Below are 20,567 nucleotides of genomic sequence, written 5' to 3'. Positions count from 1 at the left end.
CGTCTGTCGCCGGAAGGTCCGGCATCGTCGCCCCCGCGCTACTGCGTGCCGGCGGTGGCTTCGCCGATCAGCTTGTTGATGGTCGCCTGGTCGGCCTCGACCGGATTGACCTCATCGCCTTCCTTCACCAGTTCCTGGCCGGCAACGATGATGCGTGCGTCGGCCGGGATTCCGCCAAGCACCAGACCGGTCGGCGTGTCGTCGACCAGGTCGATCGGGAAGAACGCCACCTTGTTGTCCTTGCCGACGGCGCGGATACCCAGATCGCCCTTGTCGCCCAGCGTCACCACCGAGCGCGGCAGCAGAACCGCATCGGTCGGCAACGCGCTGAGCTGGATTTCCGCCGTCATGCCGGCCGGTACGGAACCGTCGGCATTGGGGATGGCGACCTCGACACGGAAGGTGCGGGTCGCCGACGAGGCGTCGCGGCTGATATAGCGCACGGTGCCTTCGACGGTCTGGCCGCTGACCAGCCGCACTTTGGCCTTGTCACCGATCTTGAGATAGCCGAGGTCGCGCTCGCTGATCTCGCCGCGGGCGATCACCGGATCGAGCTTGAGGATGGTCGCCACCTCGCTGCCCTGCATGACGGAGCTGCCGAGTTCCACCGGCACCCGGTCGATAACGCCGTCGAACGGCGCCTTTACTTCGTTGCGGTCGAGTTCGGCCTGCGCGGTATCCAGTTGGGACTGCGCCTGGGTCAGGTTGGAGCGGGCGGTGTCGAGCTGCAGCTTGGGCAAATTGCCGGTCTTGGCCAGCCGCTCCGCGGCATCGAGCTCGGCCTTGCGCTGCGCCAGCAACTGCTTGGCGTTGTCGACATTGGAGATCTTCTCTTCCGCCGCCAGCATCAGCACCAGATCACCCGTCTTGACGTGCTGGCCCTGGCTGACCGGCAGCTTGTCGATGACGCCGCCGACACGGGTTGCCAGCACAGCGCGCTTGTCGGCCTCGGTCAGGCCTGAAATGCGGATGGCCCGCGCGTAGGTCTTGCGCGGCGGCGTCACCACCGCGACGGTGCGCAACGGTGCTTTCGGTTCGGCTTCCGCCGTCTTCGGCTTGCCCGCGTCTGGTGCCTTGCCCTGCTCGACTTCGGCCGCCTTTGCCTTGTTCGCCGCGACGCTTCCGACCGACGAGAATTCGCCTGTCGCCATCCAGGCCGCGAAGCCGATGAGCACAACAATGGCTGCAAGCTTGTGAAACCTGATTCTAGGCATCGTCGTTTTTTCCGTTGCGGGTTCGGCCAGCGCCGCGCCTTCATGACGCGGGCGCGTCGCCGATATGGGTGCGCGCCTGACCGTGTTCAAATTGCCGTGATCGGCGAGGGCGCTTCTACATCAAAGTTGCACCGCAATATAGTCCGAAAGTTGCAGCAGCATTGCGTGACCGGACAAGGCGTGGCCGCCGCGAAACTGTTGTTGATCCGCTAAAATACCAGTTCAGCGGACTTGGCAGTCGGCTCACAACCTCTCCCTCATGACCAACCCCGAACGGCCGGTCTGCCATTGCCGACGGGCAACGCGACGCCCCTCAAATAACGCCGCCGCCATGCGCAGATTCCTGAATCTGGACGCGAATTCAGACCGACGAGCCAAATCGTTTTCGGTTGGTGAACGATACTACCCCCCGCCTCGGGGCGCTTGTTCAATGCATTGGAATTGCTCGCCAAATGGCGGAGCAAACCAATCAGGCCGGGATCGCCTGAGGCCGGTTTCGTTGCCACGGAACCTGGCGTCGGCAACCTCGATGTGCCCTGTTCGGGAACATCCGGGATCGGTGGAACCTATCGGCTCGCGACCGGACAACGGGCGTGGTGCGACCGCGGAAATCCGAACGGTCTTCCGTGCCATTCGCTGGAGTGGCGTCTGTCGTTCGGCTCGTCGGTTCGGCAACACCGCGCTGCATCTTCGGCACGTGGGTGGCAGCAGGCGTCAGCATGATGAAGCATCCGTCACACGCGAAGGTTGTCGCAGTGCCGGATCGCCCTATCCGCTATTCCGATTTTCGAAAAACCTCACTGATCGTCTTGATCGATCCGGCATCCTTCACGCGATAGCCCGGCAGTTGCGAAATGGCGGCATGGAACTCCTCGCCGCGCATGATCGACAGCACCCGCTGGACGGCTTCCACTTCGAGGATCTGCTTCTTGCAGACGAAGAAATAATCCTCGGTCAGCACCCGTACGAAATCGAGCCCGAACTGCCGCGCGGCGGCCTCCACACCGAAGGCCACGTCAGCCAGGTCGCTGGCGACATAGGCGGCAACCGCGGCATGGGTGAATTCGGAATGCTCGTAGCCATTGATGCGCATCCCATCCAGCCCGTGCTGCGCCAGCAATTGCTCGAACAGCAGCCTGGTTCCTGAATCCGGATCGCGGTTGACGAAGCGGATCGACGGATCGAGCAACCGTTCCAGCGAGGTGATGCCAAGCGGATTGCCGCGTCGGACCATAAGGCCCATTTCGCGCGTCACGAAACTGATGACGCGATGGATGCTGGGCGTCAGCCAGCCCTTGCTGGCGGCGATCGCGCGTTTACGCAACTCGCCCTGTGGCAGGTGCAGGCCGGCCAGATCGCAGCCATCGTGGGCAAGCGAGGCCAGGGAATTCTGGTTGCTGACATAGCGGAAGTCGACGCCGATATCGGGCTCGCGGCTAAGGATCTCGCGCAGCTTTGGCACCGCGAAGCCATGACTCGCATGAACCCGCAGGATCAGCGGGCCGTGCGGCAACATCTGGTTGATCTCGGTCTCCAGTTCCTGCGACAGGTTCTGCAGCAACGGACGAAGGCGGGCTTCCAGCCTTTGGCCGGCCCAGACCAGCTTGTCGCCGAACGGCGTCAGGCTGGTGCCGCTGCCTTGCTTGCGCACCACCAGCGGCATGTTGAAGAAAGCGGACCATTTCTCGATCAGGTTCCAGGCGTGCCGATACGAGATATGCGCCTTGTCGGCCGCCGACGTGATCTTTCCCGTCGCGCGTATTTCGGCGAGGAAGTCCAGCATGATTTGCAGCGACTGCGCATCCTCGCGCCGCCTGAAGCGCCATACCGGATCGATTTCGATCTGGATCATATAACCCGCCTCCTCCAGGAGCTTGCAGTAGATCAGAGATATGAACTCACAATCATATCTACAATCGCTACGAGATAGGAACCGTCCTTCATATCTTTGCCTGTGATGATAGGCAATAAATATCATATTCCCAGTGATTTAGCTGAGATGTAGGTTTCGTTGCGACAGAGCAGGTCGCGGCCTCACCGGCCACATATGCAATCAAGTTCATATATTGGGAGAAATGCCGCATGCTCACCCGAGCTTCCGACCAGACGCACAATCTCCTCATTGACGGACGCCGCGTGGCGGCATTGTCCGGTCGTACCTTCGAGACGCTGAACCCCGCCACCGGGGAAGTCATCGCCAAGGTCGCCGAGGCGGGCGTGGACGATATCGATGCCGCCGTACGCTCAGCCCGCGCCGCCTTCGAAGGTCCATGGAAGCGCATGCGCGCCGCCGATCGCGGCCTGCTGATGCTGAAGCTCGCGGACCTCATCCGGCGCGACGAGGACGAGTTGGTCGATCTGGAGAGCCTCGATTCCGGCAAGCCGGTCTCGGCCATCCGCCGTCAGGACCTGCCGGCGGTGCTCGATACGCTGACCTACTATGCAGGCATGGCCGACAAGATAAATGGTCAGGTCATTCCCGCCCGTACCGATGCCTTGACCTACACGGTGCGCGAGCCGCTCGGCGTCGTCGCCGCGATCATTCCCTGGAACTTCCCGCTGATGATCGGCATGTGGAAGATCGCGCCTGCGCTCGCCTGCGGCTGCACCGTGGTGCTGAAGCCCGCCGAGGTGACGCCGCTGACGGCGCTCAAGATCGGCGAGCTGGCGCTCGAAGCCGGCTTCCCTGCAGGTGTCCTCAACGTCGTTCCGGGCTTCGGCAAAATCGCCGGCCAGGCCCTCGTTGATCATCCCGACGTCGACAAGATCACCTTCACCGGCTCGCCGGTCGTCGGCCGCCAGATCCTGCAAGGCGCCTCGGGCAATCTCAAGCGCGTGACGCTGGAACTCGGCGGCAAGTCCGCCAACATCATCTTCCCTGACGCCGACCTCGACGCCGCGGTCAAGGCCGCCGGCTCCGGCATCTTCTTCAACACCGGCCAGGTTTGCTCGGCCGGTTCGCGCATCCTGGCGCATGAATCCATCTATGACGAGGTCGTCCAGCGGCTGGCCGCTCGCGCCGAATCCACCCGCATCGGCAATCCGCAAGAGACCTCGACGGCGATGGGTCCGCTGGTCTCCGAAGTTCAGATGAAGCGCGTGCTGGACTATATCGAGATCGGCCGCAACGAAGGCGCCTCGCTGGTGACCGGCGGCAGCCGCCACGGCGATGTCGGCTATTTCGTCAAGCCAACGGTGTTCGCCAATGTCGGGCACCAGATGCGGATTTCTCAGGAAGAGATTTTCGGCCCGGTCGCGACAGTCATCAAATTCACCGATGAGGCTGACGCCCTGCGTCTCGCCAACGGCACCGTCTACAGCCTGGCGGCCGGCATCTGGAGCAGCGACATCGGCCGTGTGCATCGCTTCGCGAGGGAACTGAAGGCCGGCACGGTCTGGGTCAACACCTACGGCCCGACCGATATCCGCTTGCCCTGGGGCGGCTCGCGCGATTCCGGTTTCGGCCGCGAACATGGCGACGCGGCCATCGAGAATTTCACCGAGCAGAAGGTCGTATGGATCCAGACCGGCAAGTGATCCTCCGGCCGACCTGAAGCCTCACGTTTCGAACCGACATCCACCTTCGCGACGCTGGGCTGCGAGGGTTCACCCGAACTTTGTCCAACGCATAAGGAAAACCATCATGCGCATTGCAATCATCGGACAGCAGGCCTTCGGCAAAAGCGTGCTCGAGGCCTTCCTGGCGCGCGGCGACGACATCGCAGGCGTTTTTTGCGCCCCGGAAAAACCCGGCTCCAGGCCCGATCCGCTGCGCCTTGCAGCGGAAGAGCATGGACTGAAGCTGTTCCAGCTGCCAAGCCTCAAGGGCGAAGCGGCCGAGACCGCGTTGCGCGAGCTCGACGTCGAGCTCGCGGTCATGGCTTACGTTTTGCAGTTCGCCCCGCAGACCTTCGTCAACATTCCGAAGCACGGCACCATCCAGTATCATCCTTCGCTGCTGCCTAAGTACCGTGGCCCGAGCTCGATCAACTGGCCGCTGATCAAGGGCGACGGCCAGACCGGCCTGACCATCTTCCGGCCGACCGATGGCCTCGATGAAGGTCCGATCCTGCTGCAGGTGACGGTTGGCATTGGTCCCGAGGACACGCTGGGAACGGTCTATTTCGACCGGCTCTTTCCGCTCGGCGTTCAGGCCATGCTCGATGCCTCCGATCTCGTCGTCTCGGGACGGCACCAGGAAATCCCCCAGGACGAATCCCAGGCGAGCTATGAGGGCTGGTGCAAGGACGCCGAGGCGAAAATCAATTGGAACAGCCATATCGACACCATCCACAATCTCATTCGCGGCTGCGATCCCGCACCGGGCGCCTGGACCACGGTGGATGGCGAAAAGATCCGCTTGTTCGAAGTCAGGAAGCACTCAGCGCGCAAGTTCGCCGATGTGGTGGGCAAGCCCGGCGAGATCAGCTGGGTCGGCGACAAGAGCCTGCAGGTCACCGTCCAGGGCGGTAATCTGGAAATCTTCAAGGTGCGCACCGAGGCCGGGACAAAGATGTCCGGCGCCGAGTTCGCGAAGTCGAAAGGCCTGCTCGCCGGTTCGAAACTGGGCACCGACGCCCCGGCTGCCAAGCCTGCATCGCCCGCCAAGGTCGAGAAGGACGTCGCCGACGCTTGATCGCCGGCGCTATCAAAAACAGCGAGCGCCGGCGAGTTCAGGCCCGGCGGCGCTCGGCCTCCGGGTTCTTGCGCACGGCGAGGAATTCCTTGACCCGACGGCCTGGTGCGGGACCTCGCACCGGCTTGAAGCCGTCATCGAGTTCACCGGAGAGGTCGAGCGTGGCATGGCTGCCGACGGCGTCGTAATTCTCCTCCAGCCAGTCGCTGGCAGCGGTGCGGCCAAGATCGCGCAAATAGGTCAGGAACGCCCATTCGGCATTGACCTTCGATGACGCCGACAAGTCCTTGAACGCCTCGTCGGCATCGATGCGGTGCATGCGGATGTCGCGGTATTCGCCATGCGGCAGGCGACCGGCGGCGATCAATTCCTTGACGAAGGCGATCGAGCGGAATTCGCGCAACAGCCCCGCATTGAAGGTGATCTCGTCGATGCGGTTCTGGATCTCGTTGGCGCTCCTCGGTGTTCCCTCGCGTACCACGGGGTTGATCTGCACCAGGAGCACATCCTCGGTCGCCGCTGTCTTGAAGAACGGATAGAGCGCCGGATTTCCGCCATAGCCGCCGTCCCAATAAGGTACGCCCTTGATCTCGACGGCACGGAACAATTGCGGCAGGCATGCCGAGGCCATCACCGTGTCGAGGTCGATCTCGCCGTCGGAAAAGACCCGCAATTGCCCAGTCTCGACATTGGTGGCGGAGATAAACAGTTCCATGGACTTGCAGGCGCGGACATTCTCGAAGTCGATCTCCTGCGCGACCACGTCACGCAGCGGATTGAGGCCAAGCGGGTTGGCGACATAGGGCGAGAACACCCGCGACATCGTATCGAAGAAGACATAGCCTGGCGTATTCTCGATCGACCAGTTGCCCCATGCGACGTCCCACGGCATGCGCTGGACCGGGCTGAACCGGCCCTTCGCCGCGACGGCGTGCCAGAAATCATCGAGCTTCCTGCGCGCGCCCTCGACCCCGCCGCGGACAAAACCGTCGGCCAGCGCCACTGCGTTCATGGCGCCAGCGCTGGTACCGGAAACGGCCGATATTTCCAGCCTGCCGTCCTCCAGCAGGCGGTCGAGCACACCCCAGGAAAAGGCGCCGTGCGAGCCGCCTCCCTGAAGGGCGATATTGATCTTCTTCTTGTCCTCCGCCTTGCCGTTCTTCGTCATGGCGTTCCTGTCATCCTGATGCGTCAGCCTGCCCCAACGTCAATGGAGAGAGCTGCTGCTGTCGCTCTATGTTGCAGTGCAGCATATAAGGATGGACCATGGCAAGACACGAACACGGTCGCGTGATCACATGAAATTTCGCTCATGCCGAAAGGCCCCTCCGCTTCGACGTGGAGAGGCCGTGCTCTTGATGGGTTAGGCGACGAGATCCGGCACCGGGCCGACATAGCGCGATTGCGGACGGATCAGCCGCCCGGTTGTCTGCTGCTCCCGTGCATGCGCGATCCAGCCGGCAACACGGCCCGCGGCGAAGACATTGCTGAAAGCCCGCGGTGGGAAACCCGCCGCTTCCAGCACCAGCGCGGTATAGAACTCGACATTGGTCTGCAGCGCGCGCTGCGGTTTGGCGATCCGCAGCACTTCGAGCGCGGTTTGCTCGACCGTTTCGGCGAAGGCCAGCCGGCGGCCGGTTTCGCCTTCGCCGCCAAGCTGCCGCACCACGGCCTTGAGCAGATCGGCACGCGGATCGCGCACGCGGTAGATGCGGTGGCCGAAACCCATGATGCGCTTGCCATGGGCGATCTCGTCGCGTAGCCAGCCGGCCGCGTCGCCATGCGCCTCGATTGCATCCAGCATCTCGATCACCGGTCCGGGCGCGCCGCCATGCAGCGGCCCCTTGAGCGCGCCGAGCCCGGCCAGCACCGACGAGGTCAGGCCGGCCAGTGTCGAGGCGACGACACGGGTGGCGAAGGTCGAGGCATTGAGTCCATGGTCGCAGACGGTCACCAGATAGGTGTCGAGCGCTTTTGCCAATGCCGGCGATACCGCGACGCCATTGAGCATGCTCAGCATGTCGGCGGCATGATCGGCCTTGCCGTCCGGCGCGACCGGCTGCTCGCCGCGCTGCAGGCGCAGCAAAGCCGGCGTCAGCACGGCGGGCGCCGCGATCAGCCGCAAGGCGTCCGCCAGCGTCTCGCCATCCGGCAGCAGCGCCATGCCGGCGCGCATGGCGCTGTAGATTTCGAGCGGCGCCAGCAAGGGTAGCGAAGGCAGGAGGCGCTCGAACACCTCGACGCGGGCCCCGCCCAGTCTCGCCGCCAGTTCGGCATCACCAGGCAGATCGTCGAAGAAACCATCCAGCAGCAGGCGCACCACTTGCGGGTAACTCCATCGTCCGGCCAGTTCCGGCAGCGAATAGCCACGGATCGTCAACCGGCCGCCCAGACCATCCACATCGGACAGCACGGTTTCGGCCGCCACCACATCATCGAGCCCATTCGCCATAGCCTTGTCTCCTTGAAGCTTTTCCATGTGGGAGATAAGGGTAGGCCGGATCACCATCAATCTTGATCAATAGAATCAATATCAGGGCTCGCCATGTCCGAATGGTTGTCGCGGGAAGAGGCGCTGGAAAGGCTGCGGGTGAGGCCGCAGACGCTCTACGCCTATGTCAGCCGCGGTCGCATCGGCATGCGCCCGGACCGTGCCGACCCGCGCCGCAGCGAATATCGCGCTGACGACATCGCCGCGCTGGCAACGCGAAGGGCGCGCGGGCGCAGCCCCTCTGCCATCGCCGAAAGCGCTATCGCCTGGGGCGAACCGTCGATCGCAACGGCGATCTCGACCGTCTGGCACGGGCAACTCATCTATCGGGGCCGGGACGCCGTTGCGCTGTCCGACCATGCGACGCTGGAAGAAACCGCCGCCGTGCTTTGGGCCCTGCCTGAACCGGTCCGCTTCGAGGCGCCGTCGCCGGATGCGTCGCGCCAGTTCGGCCGAGGCCCGGCCTTCGCGCAACTTGCCTTGCTTGCCGGCCATGCGCGGCCTTCGCTTGGACGCAGCGCCGCCTCGCTATGCGCCGACGCGGCGCGGGCGATCGGCGTGTTGGCCGGCGCCCTCGGTGCCGAGGCGGGGCCGGAGCCGGTGCATCGGCGACTGGCGCAGGGCTGGTCGGTCGGCGATGACGGTGCGGAAGCGATCCGGCGCGCCCTCGTGCTGCTCGCCGATCACGAACTCAACGCATCGACCTTCGCGGCTCGCGTCGCCGCCTCCACGGGAGCCTCACCCGCTGCTTGCCTGCTGGCGGGGCTGACGACGCTGTCCGGCCCGCGGCATGGTGGCGCCGGCGAGGCGGTGATGCACCTCGCCGAAGATGCGGCACGGCACGGCGCCGATGCAACGATCCGGCGCTGGCTCGGCCATGACCGGCCATTGCCGGGTTTCGGCCATCAGCTCTACCCCGAAGGCGATCCCCGGGCCACGGCGCTTCTGGCGTCCGTCGGCAACACCGACGAGACATTGCGGTCGCTGGAAAGCGCCGCCATTGCCGCGACCGGCGCTCCAGCGAATATCGATTTTGCCCTCGCCGTGCTGACGCGCAGCCTGGGCTTGCCGCGCGATGCGCCGTTCCACCTGTTCGCGCTCGGACGCAGCGTCGGCTGGGCCGCCCATATGGTCGAACAGATCGTGAGCGGCAGCATCATCCGTCCGCGCGGACGCTATGAGGGATTGCTGCCCTGACAGCGGTGATGTCGTCAGGCCGGGTCGGCACTGGTTCCGAACCGCGCCCGGTAAGCGGCGGGCGTCGTTGCGAATTGCTGGCGGAAATGATGCCGTAGCGTCGCCGCCGCGCCAAATCCGGCGGTCTCGGCAATCCGCTCGATCGGCATGGCGGTGTCTTCCAGCAATGTGCGCGCCCGCGATAGCCGTTCCGAAAGCAGCCAGCGCGCCGGCGTGACACCGGTAGCGGCCGCGAACCGGCGCAAGAATGTCCGCTCGCTCATTCCGGCCAGGTCGGCGAGGGTGGCAATTGGATAGTCGGCGGAAATATCCGCACGCATCCTGTCGATCAACGGTCCGAGCCGGCTGCGTTCATGAGGCTCGGGAACCGAGCTCTCGACATATTGCGCCTGGCCGCCGTCGCGATGCGGCGGCACGACCAGCCGTCGCGCCACCATGTTGGCGGCCTTGGTGCCGAAGTCGCGCCTAACCAGATGCAGGCACAGGTCGATGCCTGCCGCGCTGCCGGCCGATGTCAGGACATTCCCCTCATCGATGTACAAAACGTCAGGAACCACCGTGATATCGGGATACATCTCCCTCAGTCTCTCGCTATAGCGCCAATGCGTGGTCGCCTTCTTGCCCGACAGCAGGCCGGCCGCGGCGAGCACGAAGACGCCCGAGCAGATGGACAGGATGCGTGCGCCCCGCTCATTGGCCGCCCGAAGCGCCTCGATCAGCAAGGGCGGCACCGGACACTCCACACCGCGCCATCCCGGCACGATCACCGTGCCGGCCTCGCCGATCAGATCGGGCCCGCCATCGGCGACGATGCGCACGCCGCCCATCGCGCGCATTTCGCCGGCATCTATGCCGGCGACGGCAAACCGATACCAATCCGCGCCCATCTCCGGCCTGGGCAAGGCGAACATCTCGGCCGCCACGCCGAACTCGAACGTGCACAGCCCGTCATAGGCGACGGCAACGACCAGCGGATTGGCAAGAGGCAGATTTGGCATGATCTTGACGATATATGGCAAAGCTGCCAGCTGCAATCGCCTGGCCCGGTGCGCTACCTCGATTCCATCAAAAGTGATGGAGACCAGCTCCATCTGAGATGGAGACCCTTGATGAGCCTCGTGACAGACATTCCGGCGGCATCGCCGGAGATTGCGCGCGACCATTTCCTGCGTCGGCTTTCGGTCGAGACCGACTGCTCCGACGTTGCAGCAGCCCTGCGCGCCGGTGGCCCGGACTTTGTCCTTCTGCATGTGGTCGGTTCGCCTGATGCCTATGAGCGCCGCCATGTGCCTGGCGCGCTGCACCTGCCGCACCGCGAGATCTCGGCCGAGCGAATGGCGGAATGGCCGGCAGGCACGCTGTTCGTCGTCTATTGCGCCGGGCCGCATTGCAATGGCGCGGATCAGGCGGCCTTCAAACTGGCCAGCCTCGGCCTGCCGGTCAAGATCATGATCGGTGGCATGACAGGCTGGCAGGATGAAGAACTTCCTTTCGCCTCGGGCAAGGCGCCTGGCACGCTGAGGTCATGACCCCAACTCCGAGCCCGGCGCGCAAAGCGGTCGTCCGTCCGTTCGAGCGGCGGGATGTCGGCGCGGTGCTCGTCCTTATGCGGGCGCTCGCCGTCTTCGAGGGCTATGACGACAAATTCCGCGTCACCGAGGCCGACATCGTCGACCATGGGCTGGGACCATCGCCCCGCTTCGGCGTGTTCGTTGCGGAAGTCGATGGCGCAATCGTCGGCATCGCCGTCCACTATCTCATCCCCTGGACCTACGATCTGAAGCCAGTCGTGGTGCTGAAGGAACTCTACGTGGCTGAGGCTGCGCGCGGCATGTCGGTCGGCCACGCCCTTCTGGAACGGCTCCGAGACCATGCCACCAGCATCGGCGCATCCGCCATCAAGTGGACGGTGCTGCACTCCAACATGCCGGCCAAGGCTTTCTATCGCTCGCTTGACGGGCGGGCCGACGACATCTGGGAATTGTGGAAGCTGACCATCGACGGATAAGGCACGGCCGGGTTGGGCTGCGCCCGACCGGCTGCCGGTCTACGACATCGTATCGAGCTTGCGCTGCATGGCCGCGATCTGATCCTTCAGCTGCTGCAGATCGTCGGACTTCTCCGCCGGCGCGTCCTTCCTGGCCGGCTCGGCGGGGGCTGCGGCCGGCGCCGAACCCGGGGGTGGAAAAGGCGTGAACAGCCGCATCGCGTTCTGGAACATCTCCATGTTGCGGCGCGTCTGTTCTTCCAGCGCCTTGATCGGCGTCGCCATCTTCATCACGTCCAGCGGCGACTTGCCGATCGCGCCCTTCATCTGCTCGCGAAAGCGCTCCTGCTCCTTGGAGAAGGCGATCATCGACTGTTCGAGGAAGCTCGGCACGATCATCTGCATCTGGTCGCCATAGAAGGCGATCAGCTGGCGCAGGAACGGAATCGGCAGCATGTTCTGCCCATCCTTGTTCTCCAGCTCGAAGATGATCTGGGTCAGCACCGGATGCGTGATGTCGTCGCCGGTCTTGGCGTCCTGGACGGTGAACTCCTCGCCCTTCTTGACCATCTCGGCCAGATCCTCGAGCGTCACATAGGTGCTCGTCCCCGTATTATAGAGGCGGCGATTGGCGTATTTCTTGATAATGATCGGGTCGTCTTTTGCGGCCATCTGCATCCTCCCCGGACACCGGCGCGCCTGAGTAAGCGGCCGGTAACGATTGCGCCCTTTTTGAGGATATGCGCAAAAGCCTCATAATTCCAAGCAGTTTGTGCAGTGCGGGATCATATAATGCTGCATAGCAGGCAAAATATGCTGCGCAGCAGCGGCCAGCCCGAAGGCATGGCGGCGCGTGACCTGCTTGGCGTGCATGGGCGCCATGCCGATTTCCGGTTTGACTTGGGGTTGGGAAAGGGCAAGAAAAGTCCTCAACGACAGAACAACATCCTTGAAGTCTGGAGAAGAAAATGTCCGATTCCATCGTCATCGCCAGCGCCGCGCGCACGGCCGTCGGCTCCTTCAACGGCGCGTTCGCCGCCACGCCGGCACATGAGCTCGGCGCGGTCGTCATCAGGGAACTTTTGTCGCGCGCCGGGGTCGAAGCGGCAGAGGTCGACGAGGTCATCCTCGGCCAGGTGCTGACCGCGGCCCAGGGCCAGAACCCGGCCCGCCAGGCTTCGATCATTGCCGGCCTGCCCAAGGAGACCACCGCCTGGGGCCTCAACCAGGTTTGCGGTTCGGGCCTGCGCGCCATTGCACTCGGCATGCAGCAGATCGCCACCGGTGACGCCAAGGTGATCATCGCCGGCGGCCAGGAATCGATGTCGCTGTCGCCGCACGCGCAGCATCTGCGCGCCGGCGTCAAGATGGGCGACTACAAGATGATCGACACCATGATCAAGGACGGGCTGTGGGATGCCTTCAACGGCTACCACATGGGCAACACCGCCGAAAACGTCGCCCGCCAGTTCCAGATCACCCGTGATGACCAGGACCAGTTCGCGCTGGCCTCGCAGAACAAGGCCGAGGCGGCGCAGAAGGCGGGCAAGTTCAAGGACGAGATCGTCGCCTTCACCATCAAGGGCAAGAAGGGCGACACCATTGTCGACCAGGACGAATACATCCGCCATGGCGCGACGCTGGACGCCATGACCAAGCTGAAGCCGGCCTTCGACAAGGACGGCACCGTGACCGCAGCCAACGCCTCCGGCATCAATGACGGTGCTGCCGGTGCGCTGCTGATGAGCGAAGCGGAAGCCGCAAGGCGCGGCATCACCCCGCTGGCGCGCATCGCGTCCTGGGCGACCGCCGGCGTCGATCCGGCGATCATGGGCACCGGCCCCATTCCCGCCTCGCGCAAGGCTTTGGAAAAGGCCGGCTGGTCGGTTGGCGATCTCGACCTTGTCGAAGCCAACGAGGCTTTCGCCGCGCAGGCCTGTGCGGTCAACAAGGACATGGGCTGGGATCCCTCGATCGTCAACGTCAATGGCGGCGCCATCGCCATCGGTCACCCGATCGGCGCCTCGGGCGCCCGCATCTTCAACACGCTGGTCCACGAGATGCGTCGTCGCGGCGCCAAGAAAGGCCTCGCCACCCTGTGCATCGGCGGCGGCATGGGCGTCGCCCTGTGCGTGGAAGCCCTCTGAAGAAAATACTGAACGGGCGGCGCAGGCCGCCCGTTTCATATCCAGTGCCTGCCAAGCCCGACAACAGGGCGATATCAAAAAGGGGAAATGCATGACCAAGGTTGCAATCGTCACGGGCGGATCGCGCGGCATCGGCGCGGCGATCTCGATCGCCTTGAAGAACGCCGGCTATTCGGTCGCGGCCAACTACGCCGGCAACGACGAGGCGGCAGCGAAATTCAAGGCCGAGACCGGCATTCCGGTCTACAAATGGTCGGTCGCCGACTATGACGCTTGCGCCGCCGGCATCAGCCGAGTCGAGGCCGACCTCGGCCCGGTCTCGGTGCTGGTCAACAATGCCGGCATCACCCGCGATGCCATGTTCCACAAATTGACCCGTGAGCAGTGGAAAGAGGTCATCGACACCAATCTTTCCGGCGTCTTCAACATGACGCACCCGCTGTGGGGCGGCATGCGCGACCGCAAGTTCGGCCGCGTCATCACCATCTCCTCGATCAACGGCCAGAAGGGCCAGGCCGGCCAGGTCAACTATTCCGCCGCCAAGGCCGGCGACATCGGCTTCACCAAGGCCCTCGCCCAGGAGGGTGCCCGCGCCGGCATCACCGTCAACGTCATCTGTCCCGGCTACATCGCCACCGAGATGGTCAAGGCGATCGATGAGAAGGTGCTCAACGAGCGCATCCTGCCGCAGATCCCGGTCGGCCGCCTTGGCGAACCGGAAGAGATCGCGCGCTGCGTCGTCTTCCTCGCTTCCGAGGATGCCGGCTTCATCACCGGCTCGACCCTCACCGCCAATGGCGGCCAATACTTCGCCTGAAACGTACAACGGCTTCAGACTGTAACGAACGGACCGGGAAACCGGTCCGTTTTCGTTGATGCCTTGGAAGCGAAAAAATCCCCGCCGCGGCGCAATGCCCCAATCCGGCACGCAAGAGTTAATGGCGGCAGCGCCGCCTGTGCGGAACCCTGTGGTCAAGCCTGTGGATTGTCGGTGGATAAGCTGTTCACAACACAAGATATTGGGGGAACAAAAGGGGAAAATGCCGCCGGCGCTGTTTTGTCGCCGATTCGTTCCGGCTTTGAGCGCAAGTTAACGTTAATAGGCCTGAATCGCCCGTAGTTCCTTAACACCAAATTCAGAAAGATTAACAATTTCATAATCTTGAGTGATCGGCATCGTGCCGCCGGCGTCGTTTCCCGGCAAAGCTTAACGGCTGAGCTCGCCTAGCATAAAACGGGCCAGTTCATGGATTCAGCATGTGGTGAGAGTCACGGTCACGAAATCCACATATAGCCGTGAACAAAAGCTGAATCTGGTCGAGTCACCGATTCGTCGCCGATTCGTTCCAGACTCGTTCCGTCAGTTAAGCGACAGCCAATTTAGCGCTGGACAAAGAGGCCTTCGAACCGCCCACGGAACATTCCGCTTTCGCTTCGCGCCCGAAATCCCTATGTGTCGCCTGTCATACGCGCCAGTTGAGGCACGCTCCCGACAATGAGAGGCCAGAAAGCCTTATTTCCGAGCCGATGAACATCCAGCCGAAACATACCGAGCCGCTGATCCTGTCGGGCCGCGACGTGACCGCCGTGCTTGGTCCGACCAACACCGGCAAGACCCACCTCGCCATCGAGCGCATGGTGGCGCATGAAACAGGTGTCATCGGGCTGCCGCTCAGGTTGCTGGCGCGGGAAGTCTACACGCGCGTCTGCGAAAAGGTCGGCGCCCATAAAGTCGCGCTGATCACCGGCGAGGAGAAGATCCAGCCGCCAGGCGCCAGATATTCGGTCTGCACGGTCGAGGCCATGCCGCGCGAGACCGACGCCGCCTTCGTCGCCATCGACGAGGTGCAGCTCGCCGGCGACCTTGAGCGCGGCCACATCTTCACCGACCGCATCCTGCATCTTCGCGGCCGCCAGGAAACGCTGCTGCTCGGTGCCGCCACCATGCATGGCATCCTGCAGCGCTTGCTGAAGGGCGTTTCGGTGGTGACGCGGCCAAGGCTGTCGCATCTTGCCTATGCGGGCTCGAAGAAGCTGACGCGCCTGCCGCGCCGCACCGCCATCGTCGCCTTCTCCGCCGACGAGGTCTACGCCATCGCCGAGCTGATCCGCCGCCAGCAAGGTGGTGCCGCCGTCGTTCTCGGCGCGCTCTCGCCGCGCACCCGTAACGCCCAGGTGGCATTGTTCCAATCGGGTGATGTCGACTATCTCGTCGCCACCGATGCCATCGGCATGGGCCTCAACCTCGATCTCGACCATGTCGCCTTCGCCCAGAACCGTAAGTTCGACGGCTACCAGTACCGCAACCTGACGGCGGCCGAGCTCGGCCAGATCGCCGGCCGCGCCGGCCGGCATCTGCGCGACGGCACTTTCGGCGTCACCGGCCAGGTCGATCCGCTCGACGAGGAACTGGTCAAGAAGATCGAAGGCCATGACTTCGATCCGGTGAAGGTGCTGCAGTGGCGCACCGCTCATTTCGACTTCGCCAGCCTCGATGCGCTGAAGCGCTCGATCGAGACCAACGCTCCGGTGGAGGGCTTGACGCGGGCGCTGCCGGCGGTCGACGCGCAAGCGCTCGAATATCTTTCCCGCGACGAGGATATCCGCGCGCTGGCGACCGACGCCAAACGCGTGGCGCTGTTGTGGGAAGCCTGCGCGCTGCCCGACTACCGCAAGATCGCCCCGGCGCAACATGCCGACCTCATCGCGTCGATCTATATGGACCTCGCCAAGCGAGGCCATGTCGACGAGAATTACATGGCCGAGCAGGTGCGCCGCGCCGACACCACCGAGGGCGACATCGACACGCTGTCGCACCGCATTGCCCAGATCCGCACCTGGACATTCGTGTCGAACCGGCCCGGCTGGCTGGCCGATCAGGCACACTGGCAGGAAAAGACGCGCGAAATCGAAGACAGATTGTCGGATGCGCTGCATGAGCGGTTGACGAAACGCTTCGTAGACCGCAGGACTTCCGTCCTCATGCGGCGCCTTAGAGAAAATACCATGCCTGAAGCCGAAATTAGCCCTACCGGAACCGTCCTTGTCGAAGGCCATCATGTCGGCGAGTTGCAAGGGTTCCGCTTCACCGCCGACCAGACCGCCGGCGGCGAAGACGCCAAGGCCGTGCGCACCGCCGCGCAAAAGGCGCTGGCCGCCGAGTTCGAGGCGCGCGCCGACCGTTTTGGCGCCTGCGCCAATGGCGACCTGGCACTTGGCTCGGACGGCACGCTGCGCTGGATCGGCGCGCCGATCGGCACGCTGGTCTCCGGCGAGGACGCGCTGAAGCCGCGCCTCGTGCTGCTGGCCGACGAACAGCTGACCGGCCCGGCGCGCGACAAGGTCGCCGCGCGCGCCGAACGTTTCGTCAATTTCCAGATCGAGTCGCTGCTCAAGCCACTGGTCGACCTGAAGAACGCCGACCAGATTTCCGGCATCGGCCGTGGTATCGCCTTCCAGCTGGTCGAGAATTTCGGCCTCATCAACCGCCGCGACATCGCCGAGGAGATGAAGTCGCTCGACCAGGAAGGTCGCGCGGCGCTTCGCCGGCTTGGCGTGCGCTTCGGCGCCTACCATGTCTTCGTCCCGGCGCTGATCAAGCCGGCACCCGCCGGACTGGTGACCTTGCTGTGGGCGCTGAAGAATGACGGCAAGGACAAGCCCGGCTTTGGCGACGTGGTCCACGCGCTGGCGTCCGGCCGCACCTCGGTGGTCATCGATCCGGCCTTCGACAAGGCCTTCTACAAGCTCGCCGGCTACCGCAATCTCGGCCGCCGCGCCGTGCGCATCGACATTCTGGAGCGGCTGGCCGACCTGATCCGTCCGGCGACCAACTGGAAGCCTGGCCTCGGCCAGCGTCCGGACGGCGCCTATGACGGCCAGTCCTTCATGGTGACACCGCCAATGATGTCGATCCTCGGCGCCACCGCCGACGACATGGAAGAGATCCTCAAGGGCCTGGGCTATCGCGCCGAGCCGAAGCCGGCGGCGGAGGTCAAGGCACGGCTCGAGGCGCAGGACACCGCCGCGCGGGAAGCCGCCGCGGCCAAGCTCGCGGCGGAAGAAGCCGCGCGCGCCGAGCAGGCCAGGACGGCCGAAGCCGCCGCAACGGACGCCGCCGCGGAAGCGGCGGTCGAGGGTTCGGAGCCGGCCACTGCCGAGGCTGGTGTCGAAACTCCGGCCGAAGCCGTTGCGGAAGCGGCGGTGGAGCCTGTCGCGGAAGAGCAACCGGAAGCTCCGGCCGAAGCCGTGGAAGAGCCCGCTACGGAAGTTGCCGCCGAAGCGGCTGCTGAACCAGAAGCCGAGCCAGAAGCGGAAGCCATCTCTGACATCACTGCCACCGAAAGCGCCGACGCCCTTACCTCCCCCTCGATGGGGGAGGTCGCGGCGCGAAGCGACGCGGGTGGGGGTGATGGCGCCGACGATGCAGGCAGTGCTGACGGTACCGCCGCCGAAGCGCCCAAGCCTATCCTGCTGTGGCGCCAGGGCCGTTTCGAGCAGCGCCCCCGCCATCACGAAGGCCGCAACAATCGCCAGCGCAACGGACAGGCGCGCGGCCGCGGCAATGCACCGGCGGAGGCCGGCGCCGCTCAAGCGACCGGCGCACCGGGAGAACGCCCCGCCCATGAAGGGCGGCGTGACGGCGCCGGCAAGCCGCGCTTCGACCGGTCGAAGTTCAAGCCCAAGCCGCAGGGTGAAGGCGAACAGCGCCGTGACGGTCGGCCCCAGGGCGATCGTCCCGAGCGCCGCGAAGGCCGCCCCGACTGGAAGGGTGGCCGGCCCGAGGGCAAGGGTGGCCCCGATCGCGGCAAGGGAGGCGCAAAGCCGTCCTTCCAGCCGAAGCCGCGCGAGGAACGTCCGGTGCGCTTCGATCCGGACTCGCCCTTCGCCAAGCTCGCCGCCTTGCGCGACCAGCTGAAGAAGTAGGCTCGGTAGGGTTCGATGGTTGCCGAAGGCCGCCAGCGCATCGACAAATGGCTGTTCTTCTCTCGCGCGGTCAAATCGCGCTCGCTGGCGGCGAAGCTCGTCGTCGCCGGGCGCGTGCGCATCAATCGCGACAAAGCAGCGCAGGCCTCCGATCTGATCAAGCCGGGCGACGTGCTGACCATCACGCTGGATCGGCGCATTTTCGTCTGGAAGGTGCTCGGCGCCGGCGTCCGGCGCGGCCCGGCGGAGGAAGCCCGCACCCTTTATGAGGACATGTCGCCGCCGCCCGCACCGAAGGGTGAGGCCCTTCCCGACGCGATTCCGGCGCTGCGCGAGGCCGGCAGCGGTCGCCCGACCAAGAGAGAACGCCGACAGACGGACCGCTTGCTTGGCGAAGAGTGATCCCTTCGCTCAACACCGCATGGTGGCTTTACGGCAATGACACGGCCTGGGGCGAAACCGAACCCGGCAAACAGGCCCTCCCGAGGACACGACAGGCTTGCGCCGTGCCCGCCGTCTGGAATTCCATTCCGGGAACGACGATGCCGCCGCGCATGGCCGCCCTTGCAAGCGACGGACAAAGGCGTTACCTCACGGAAAAAGCCCAACAAAACTGGCCCATTAAAGCTGGGGCGTCCCGGAGCCGACCGATGACCTATGTCGTGACCGACAATTGCATCAAATGCAAATACATGGACTGCATCGAGGTCTGTCCGGTCGACTGTTTCTACGAAGGCGAGAACATGCTCGTCATTCATCCCGACGAGTGCATCGACTGCGGCGTCTGCGAGCCCGAATGTCCCGCCGATGCGATCAAGCCGGACACCGAGCCAGGCCTCGACAAATGGCTGCAGATCAACACCGAATATGCCGAGAAATGGCCCAACATCACCGCCAAGAAGGAGCCTCCGGCAGACGCCAAGACCTTCGACGGCGAGGCCGGCAAGTTCGAGAAATACTTCTCGGCCGAGCCCGGCGAAGGCGATTGACAATGCGGCCGTAAAGGTCGGTATTACGCAGCGTAAGAGACATGTCGCATAAACCGCCTTGACAGGCGGCGCGAAGCTGTGGCCTTCGCGAACGCAGCAAAACCTTGATTCTTCCGACTTTTTGTGTTACATCAGCGAAACATGCCGGTGACACAACGTCGATTTATGGCGCAGACGCCCCAAATCACTGAAAGGTGAAAATCCCATTCCGGACCAGAGCGATCTGGGCCAGGCGGTCGCAATTCGTGCGGTTTGCCGGTCCCGGCCTTTCCGGTGGGGTTCATCTGTTGTGCGGCTAACGGTCGGTGACCCCGATCGCAGGAGTTCAGCCGGCACCGCCGCCGGCCCACAACAAGGAGTTCAGGGCGTAATGGCAACGATCACCCCGCAGAAGAAGTCCACCGGAGCGCGTCACGGTTTCAAGACTGGTGAGTACATCGTCTACCCGGCGCACGGCGTCGGCCAAATCGTGTCGATCGACGAGCAGGAAGTGGCGGGTCACAAGCTGGAACTGTTCGTCATCGACTTCCAGAAGGACAAGATGCGCCTGAAGGTGCCTGTCGCCAAGGCGACCTCCATCGGCATGCGCAAGCTGTCGGAAGAGGATTATGTCGAGCGCGCGCTCAAGGTCGTTCAGGGCCGCGCCCGCGTCAAGCGCACCATGTGGTCGCGCCGCGCCCAGGAATATGATGCCAAGATCAATTCGGGTGACCTGATCTCGATCTCGGAAGTCGTGCGCGACCTCTACCGCGCCGACAACCAGCCGGAGCAGTCCTATTCCGAACGCCAGCTCTATGAGGCCGCGCTCGACCGCATGGCCCGCGAGATCGCGGCCGTCAACCGCATGTCGGAAACCGAAGCCGTGCGTCTGATCGAGGTGAACCTCAACAAGGGCCCTAAGCGCGGCGCCAAGGCTGACAATGAGGAAGCCGAGCAGGAAGAAGCTGCCTGAGGCTCCTTGGCCTTCGAATTTGAAAAAC

At 64.2% G+C, this 20,567-nt stretch carries 18 protein-coding genes; 11 read left to right on the top strand and 7 right to left on the bottom strand.

What is annotated here, in order from left to right; all coding sequences use genetic code 11:
* Positions 1 to 38: 38 nt before the first annotated feature.
* On the bottom strand, positions 39 to 1,214 hold the full coding sequence (locus MesoLj_RS07445; RefSeq protein WP_140777065.1) for an efflux RND transporter periplasmic adaptor subunit: 1,176 nt from the start codon (positions 1,212 to 1,214) through the stop codon (positions 39 to 41).
* A 775-nt stretch (positions 1,215 to 1,989) separates the two neighbouring features.
* On the bottom strand, positions 1,990 to 3,066 hold the full coding sequence (locus tag MesoLj_RS07440) for a helix-turn-helix transcriptional regulator (RefSeq protein ID WP_140777066.1): 1,077 nt from the start codon (positions 3,064 to 3,066) through the stop codon (positions 1,990 to 1,992).
* A 230-nt stretch (positions 3,067 to 3,296) separates the two neighbouring features.
* Here MesoLj_RS07440 and MesoLj_RS07435 point away from each other — a divergent pair, with 230 nt between their 5' ends.
* Together MesoLj_RS07435 and MesoLj_RS07430 are read left to right on the top strand one after the other, a co-directional pair.
* Entirely contained in the window at positions 3,297 to 4,751 is a 1,455-nt protein-coding gene (locus MesoLj_RS07435; protein WP_202325597.1) for an aldehyde dehydrogenase family protein, read from the top strand.
* A gap of 106 nt (positions 4,752 to 4,857) precedes the next feature.
* Positions 4,858 to 5,850: a methionyl-tRNA formyltransferase gene (locus MesoLj_RS07430; protein ID WP_202325596.1), complete on the top strand. Its 993-nt coding sequence runs from the start codon at positions 4,858 to 4,860 to the stop codon at positions 5,848 to 5,850.
* Positions 5,851 to 5,887: 37 nt separating this feature from the next.
* Here the strand turns inward: MesoLj_RS07430 and MesoLj_RS07425 are convergent, their stop codons facing one another.
* Positions 5,888 to 7,018: a patatin-like phospholipase family protein gene (locus MesoLj_RS07425; protein ID WP_140777072.1), complete on the bottom strand. Its 1,131-nt coding sequence runs from the start codon at positions 7,016 to 7,018 to the stop codon at positions 5,888 to 5,890.
* Positions 7,019 to 7,213: 195 nt separating this feature from the next.
* A complete protein-coding gene (locus MesoLj_RS07420) occupies positions 7,214 to 8,302 on the bottom strand; it encodes a citrate synthase/methylcitrate synthase (RefSeq protein WP_202325595.1) in 1,089 nt (362 codons plus the stop codon).
* Positions 8,303 to 8,395: 93 nt separating this feature from the next.
* Between MesoLj_RS07420 and MesoLj_RS07415 the strand changes: the two genes are divergently transcribed.
* A complete protein-coding gene (locus MesoLj_RS07415) occupies positions 8,396 to 9,538 on the top strand; it encodes a citrate synthase (protein WP_202325594.1) in 1,143 nt (380 codons plus the stop codon).
* Between the two features lie 14 nt (positions 9,539 to 9,552).
* Here the strand turns inward: MesoLj_RS07415 and ftrA are convergent, their stop codons facing one another.
* Complete coding sequence (gene ftrA, locus MesoLj_RS07410; protein ID WP_202325593.1) at positions 9,553 to 10,536, bottom strand: transcriptional regulator FtrA; 984 nt, start codon at positions 10,534 to 10,536, stop codon at positions 9,553 to 9,555.
* Between the two features lie 111 nt (positions 10,537 to 10,647).
* Between ftrA and MesoLj_RS07405 the strand changes: the two genes are divergently transcribed.
* Both MesoLj_RS07405 and MesoLj_RS07400 read left to right on the top strand, forming a co-directional pair.
* Positions 10,648 to 11,067, top strand: coding sequence for a rhodanese-like domain-containing protein (locus MesoLj_RS07405; protein ID WP_140777080.1), 420 nt, complete (start codon positions 10,648 to 10,650; stop codon positions 11,065 to 11,067).
* Complete coding sequence (locus MesoLj_RS07400; protein WP_202325592.1) at positions 11,064 to 11,546, top strand: GNAT family N-acetyltransferase; 483 nt, start codon at positions 11,064 to 11,066, stop codon at positions 11,544 to 11,546. The genes MesoLj_RS07405 and MesoLj_RS07400 overlap by 4 nt, the downstream gene beginning before the upstream one ends.
* A gap of 39 nt (positions 11,547 to 11,585) precedes the next feature.
* Here the strand turns inward: MesoLj_RS07400 and phaR are convergent, their stop codons facing one another.
* Both phaR and MesoLj_RS36605 read right to left on the bottom strand, forming a co-directional pair.
* Positions 11,586 to 12,197: a polyhydroxyalkanoate synthesis repressor PhaR gene (phaR, locus tag MesoLj_RS07395; protein WP_202325591.1), complete on the bottom strand. Its 612-nt coding sequence runs from the start codon at positions 12,195 to 12,197 to the stop codon at positions 11,586 to 11,588.
* Positions 12,198 to 12,278: 81 nt separating this feature from the next.
* On the bottom strand, positions 12,279 to 12,407 hold the full coding sequence (locus tag MesoLj_RS36605; RefSeq protein WP_274609147.1) for a hypothetical protein: 129 nt from the start codon (positions 12,405 to 12,407) through the stop codon (positions 12,279 to 12,281).
* A gap of 86 nt (positions 12,408 to 12,493) precedes the next feature.
* Between MesoLj_RS36605 and MesoLj_RS07390 the strand changes: the two genes are divergently transcribed.
* From MesoLj_RS07390 to MesoLj_RS07365, 6 genes are all read left to right on the top strand, one after another.
* Positions 12,494 to 13,672 carry an acetyl-CoA C-acetyltransferase gene (locus tag MesoLj_RS07390; protein WP_202325590.1) on the top strand — a complete coding sequence of 393 codons (1,179 nt, stop codon included), beginning with the start codon at positions 12,494 to 12,496 and terminating at the stop codon, positions 13,670 to 13,672.
* A 91-nt stretch (positions 13,673 to 13,763) separates the two neighbouring features.
* Positions 13,764 to 14,489, top strand: coding sequence for an acetoacetyl-CoA reductase (phbB, locus tag MesoLj_RS07385; RefSeq protein ID WP_140777088.1), 726 nt, complete (start codon positions 13,764 to 13,766; stop codon positions 14,487 to 14,489).
* Positions 14,490 to 15,199: 710 nt separating this feature from the next.
* Positions 15,200 to 18,598 (top strand): helicase-related protein, encoded by a 3,399-nt coding sequence (locus MesoLj_RS07380; RefSeq protein WP_202325589.1) that lies wholly within the window; start codon positions 15,200 to 15,202, stop codon positions 18,596 to 18,598.
* Between the two features lie 15 nt (positions 18,599 to 18,613).
* Positions 18,614 to 19,000, top strand: a complete 387-nt coding sequence (locus MesoLj_RS07375; protein WP_202325588.1) for an RNA-binding S4 domain-containing protein — start codon at positions 18,614 to 18,616, stop codon at positions 18,998 to 19,000.
* Between the two features lie 248 nt (positions 19,001 to 19,248).
* The gene (gene fdxA, locus MesoLj_RS07370) at positions 19,249 to 19,587 is read left to right on the top strand and encodes a ferredoxin FdxA (protein WP_008873823.1); all 339 of its coding nucleotides are present in this window, start codon (positions 19,249 to 19,251) and stop codon (positions 19,585 to 19,587) included.
* 370 nt (positions 19,588 to 19,957) lie between these two features.
* Complete coding sequence (locus MesoLj_RS07365; RefSeq protein ID WP_010911999.1) at positions 19,958 to 20,539, top strand: CarD family transcriptional regulator; 582 nt, start codon at positions 19,958 to 19,960, stop codon at positions 20,537 to 20,539.
* Positions 20,540 to 20,567: the final 28 nt, after the last annotated feature.

This window comes from Mesorhizobium sp. 113-3-9 (assembly GCF_016756515.1).
Classification (GTDB): domain Bacteria; phylum Pseudomonadota; class Alphaproteobacteria; order Rhizobiales; family Rhizobiaceae; genus Mesorhizobium.
This window is presented reverse-complemented; position numbering and strand designations above follow the sequence as displayed.